Source organism: Rhodospirillales bacterium RIFCSPLOWO2_02_FULL_58_16 (assembly GCA_001830425.1).
GTDB lineage: Bacteria > Pseudomonadota > Alphaproteobacteria > Rhodospirillales > 2-02-FULL-58-16 > 2-02-FULL-58-16.
This window is the reverse complement of record MIAA01000039.1, coordinates 43841-48157: the sequence shown is the minus strand read 5'-3', so window position 1 is coordinate 48157 and position 4317 is coordinate 43841. Positions and strand designations below refer to the sequence as shown.

General features: G+C 57.4%; 3 protein-coding genes and 1 pseudogene (1 of these 4 running past the window's edge). All 4 read right to left on the bottom strand.

Annotation, left to right across the window (positions count from 1 at the left end):
* Positions 1–2130 (bottom strand): annotated as a pseudogene (locus A3H92_11050) (hypothetical protein); it reaches 783 nt to the left of the window's first position.
* A gap of 80 nt (positions 2131–2210) precedes the next feature.
* Positions 2211–2636, bottom strand: a complete 426-nt coding sequence (locus A3H92_11045) for a hypothetical protein (protein OHC73995.1) — start codon at positions 2634–2636, stop codon at positions 2211–2213.
* Positions 2637–2802: 166 nt separating this feature from the next.
* Complete coding sequence (locus tag A3H92_11040; GenBank protein OHC73994.1) at positions 2803–3261, bottom strand: hypothetical protein; 459 nt, start codon at positions 3259–3261, stop codon at positions 2803–2805.
* A complete protein-coding gene (locus A3H92_11035) occupies positions 3251–4078 on the bottom strand; it encodes an adenylyltransferase (protein OHC73993.1) in 828 nt (275 codons plus the stop codon). The genes A3H92_11040 and A3H92_11035 overlap by 11 nt, the downstream gene beginning before the upstream one ends.
* Between the last annotated feature and the right edge of the window lie 239 nt (positions 4079–4317).

The window sequence follows — 4317 nt, the reverse complement described above, 5'->3', positions numbered from 1 at the left end:
CAGGTGCTTGAAAGCCAGATCAAGGCCGATGTTGCCGGCCGCCAGAAGCAGCATCGGCCACGCCACTACTCTCAGTCCCCAGGACTGGACCGTCCAGAACCTGCCCTTCTCCTTTTTGTCCATGGCGACAGCGAACGCCATGCCGAGAAAGCCGAAGATTCCGATATAGATAAAGTATTCATCGGCAATGAAGTCTCTGGTATTGAACGCCGCCGGTTTCAGCAAAATTCCCAGATCGACTTTTGAAAAATTGGGGTCTTCGGACCCGTAGCCGACATAGGCGGGGTCGCCCCTTGTTCCCTTGAAGAACAGGTCCTGGGAAATCCATGCGCTGTTGACAAGCCAGTTGAGATTGGAACTGAGCGCCCGTTCCTCGTTGATCTTGTCGGTGATGGTCGCGCCGGAATCAATCCCGATGCCGAGAATATCGACAACGTACAGAAGATTGTTCCGGTTAAGCGAGTTGTGGGAGAAGGTCACGCCGGCGATGTGATTGCCGTATTGCCGAAAGGTGTCGGTAAAATCCAGGGCAAACTTGCTTTTTACCCGGTACAGCCGGTACATCATGTCGCCGTCCTGCTTTTCCTCTATGGGAGCGGACAGCTTTACAGGCTCGACGGCGTTGGTGAAGGTTACGTCCTGCGGCTCGAAATTGCCCCGGTAGCGAAACCAGATCAGGAAATCCAGAACGTAGTTGTTTTCCGCCGGGTTTATCGCCGAAATTTCTTTCACCTGTAACCCGGTATAGACCACGTTGGTCTTGTACATAAAGCGGTCGTTGACATAGAGAACGCGGCCCTTCTTTAATTCAGCGATGAAATTTCCGCCGCCGCCCGGCTTGATGGGCTGCAACTGGGTCAAGGCGGAGATGATGTTTCGCCCGTTATAGACGCCGACAAGAACAGGTTTCTGCGCCTGACCGTCTTCGCTGAAAAAGGTGGCGCCTGAAACTCCTTCGATCACGTCGTCAACGGATTTGCGCCCGGCCAGGAAGTCACGGATGCCTTTTCGCATGGACTTGATGTCGGCGTCGCCGCCGTCTTTCTTCATTGATGCGCGAATGCCTTCGACCACCATATGGGCGGAATCGTAAGCATAGGCGGCGACCCAATCCGGCTTCATCCTGAATTTGGCCAGATAGCTGTTCCTGAACTTCTGGGCGATTTCGTTGGCGGTGTCGAACAACAAGGGGGAACTGACAAGAATTTCGTTGGTGTAGGCGGCCGCTTCCTGATTCTTCTCAACCGATCCGTCGAGAGAAGACATAAAAGCGTCAACCGCCAGCGCATTGGGGCCGATCAGCAGATTCTTGATCTTGGCGTCGCGCATGGACTTGACCAGCTTGGCGGCCTCGGCCTCGCGGACGGCAAGGAAGATGATTCCCGCGTCCTTCTTTTCATTGAGTTCCGCGATGATCGAGGCAAGCTGTCCGTCCACGTCGGGCGCCGAATGATCGAAGGACCATTTGTAGTGAATAGCGGTGCCGAACCGCAGGTAAGTATTTTCATACTCCTCGGCCATGGCGGCTCCGGAACCTGCCCTGTCATAAATGATCGACGCCAGCTTATGCCCCAGGACGTTCCTGGAATAATTGGCGAGAAAGCCCGCTTCCCGGCGGGCGGAGAACAGGCTGCTGAACAGCCACTCGCTTCCGGCAACCGCATCCTCGCTCGCCGAAGATGGAGTAACCAGGGTCAGGCCGTTCTCCCCATAGACCTTGGCGGCGCCGTTCAGGGATTCCATGGACCAGTGGCCGATAACCGCCTGGAGTTTTTCATTTTTGGCGATTTTTTCGACCTCTGAGCGGGCCGTTTCCGCATCGTCCTTGTCGTCCACGACGTCGAGGCTGATTTTCTTGCCGTCAACGCCGCCGGATTCATTAAGCGCATCGACGTAGAGCTGCACGCCCTGGCGCAAGGAGCGGCCGATAATCTGACTGTTGCCGGACATGGGGCCGACGACCGCGACCCGCAGGTTTTTGCTCTCGTCGGTGCTGATAAAAGTTATTTTGGTGATAAACGAGATAAAAAGGCCCAAAAAGGCAAGCAGGGCCATGATGCGGATGAACATCCGGCTTTTGCTTGCTTTGCCGTCCGCGCCCCACAATAAAGTTTTAATAAGAAACCGCATGCTCCCCCCGTTCACATGACGGACATGTCGGAGATTAAAGCGTTTCCAAAACTCTGCAAACTAAATAAACGCTGATCTTGTCAGGTCACGTCCCGGATCGCCAGCTCCAGACGTTTGCCCAACGCCTTGAACGCGGAGTCGATCTGGTCCAACCGCGAGGCGTGATGGCAGTCCAGCAACCGATCAACGGCTTTCTGGTCGGCGCCCAGACTGCACGCCAGATCGGCCATGCGCACGTTGCCGGCGCGCATCGCCTGCCATAGCAACGCTTTCGCCATAACCTGCGTTCCCGGCACAACCCCTTTTTGACCGTGCGACACCAAAACCGGCAGCGGGATATCTTCCCGGTCGGCGATCCGCGCCGCCAGCGCTTCTTCAAGGCAATCGACGGCTTGCGCCACGACATCCTCCTGCCGGTCAACGTAGGTAACGGCCTCGGGGAACGCCGGAAAGCGAACGGCATATCCCTGACTGTCTTTGGTAATTTTTACGGCATAACCAAGCATTGTATTACTCCAGGTCTTCCGGCCTAAGCCCAATCTGAAAACAAGGCGTGGATGGCCGTGACAAGCACGGCCATGACGGTTTCATTCACTTCGTCATGCGCGGACTTGATCCGCGCATCCACGTCTTCATGTAGGCGAGAGCGATTCTAATCAACCCTGATGCGCTCTAAATAAACAGCATTGCCCCGTCTTTGGAGGCGTCGTTGAGGAAACTTACCACGCCGCCGGCCTTGATGGGGACGTCATCGCGCAGGGAGCCTCCGCTGAGGCCTATCGCCTTCAGTCCCATTTCGCAAACCATGAAACGCACTCCCAGCAGGACGCAGGACGCCAGCAGTTCCTCGAAGCCGGCGACGCCGTTTTCCAGAAAATCGTCATCCAGGTCGCCGCCGACGTCATCGCCATGAACGGCGCGGCCCCGGCTTACCGGCATCGCCCGCCATGCCGCTTCGCCGTCGGGTCCGGGCTTGCCCAGCGCCCGACAGGCCTCCATGGTGAAGAACAGGGTGGCCGGGGTGTTGACGGCGGCGGCGGCCGAGGCCATGACCAGGGCGTAATGCACCTTGTCGAAATCACCGGAGAAAACGACGATGGAAAGCTTTCGGGGGCGGTTGTTATGGGGCATGGCCGGGTTCTTTCTTCTCATGGACGGACAGGTCGGCGATTGTCGGTTTCTCTCCGCATAGCGGGCAGCCGGGGTCAGGATTTACCTTGATCTTGCGGAAGACGGCGGTCAGCGCATCGTAGATTATCAACGACCCCGACAGTCCTTGGCCTATGCCCAGCAGTTCCTTCAGAACCTCGGTCGCCTGCAATGACCCGAGGACGCCGCATAGCGCCCCCAGAACCCCGGCCTCGGCGCAAGTCGGGATTTGACCGGGCGGAGGCGGCTCGCGGAACAGGCAGCGGTAGCAAGGGCCGTGATTGCCGGCGTCGTTCTTGTCGTGGGCCTTGAAGGTGGCTATTTGTCCGTCGAATCTCAGGATGGCGGCGCTGACCAGCGGCTTGCCGGAAAAATAACAGGCGTCATTGACAAGAAAGCGCGTGGCGAAGTTGTCGCTGCCGTCGGCCACCAGATCATAGGCGGAGATCATCTCCATGGCATTGGCGGCGACGATGCGCGTCTTGTGCGCGACTACGCGCACGTCGGGGTTTATGGCGGCGACGGCGTCGGCGGCGCTTTCCACCTTGAAGCGTCCGACGTCGGCTGTGGCGTGGACGATCTGGCGTTGCAGATTGGACAGATCAACCACGTCATCGTCCGCGATGCCGATGGTCCCCACTCCGGCCGCCGCCAGATAGAGCAGCAACGGCGATCCCAGTCCGCCGGCGCCGATCACCAGCACCCTGGAGGCCAGCAGTTCGGCCTGACCCTTGCCGCCCACTTCCTTGAGCAGGATGTGCCGGGCATAGCGACTTATTTGGGAATCAGTGAAGTCCATGCTTCCGGCGTCTCCTCAAATCAAAAACTCTCCCCCTTGCTTCAAGGGGGAGTCAGAGAGGGTATAGAAGAGGAAATTATTGACCTGTGTGTTTTGACCACAGAGGCACAGAGGCGCAGAGAAGATTAAGCGAAGTTTTCTTCCTGCCCTTTCTTTTTTTTCTATCCTCCTCTGTGTCTCTGAGCCTCTGTGGTTCATAAAAATAGTGCTTATTCCGGTCAACGCGCCGGGCGTTAGGG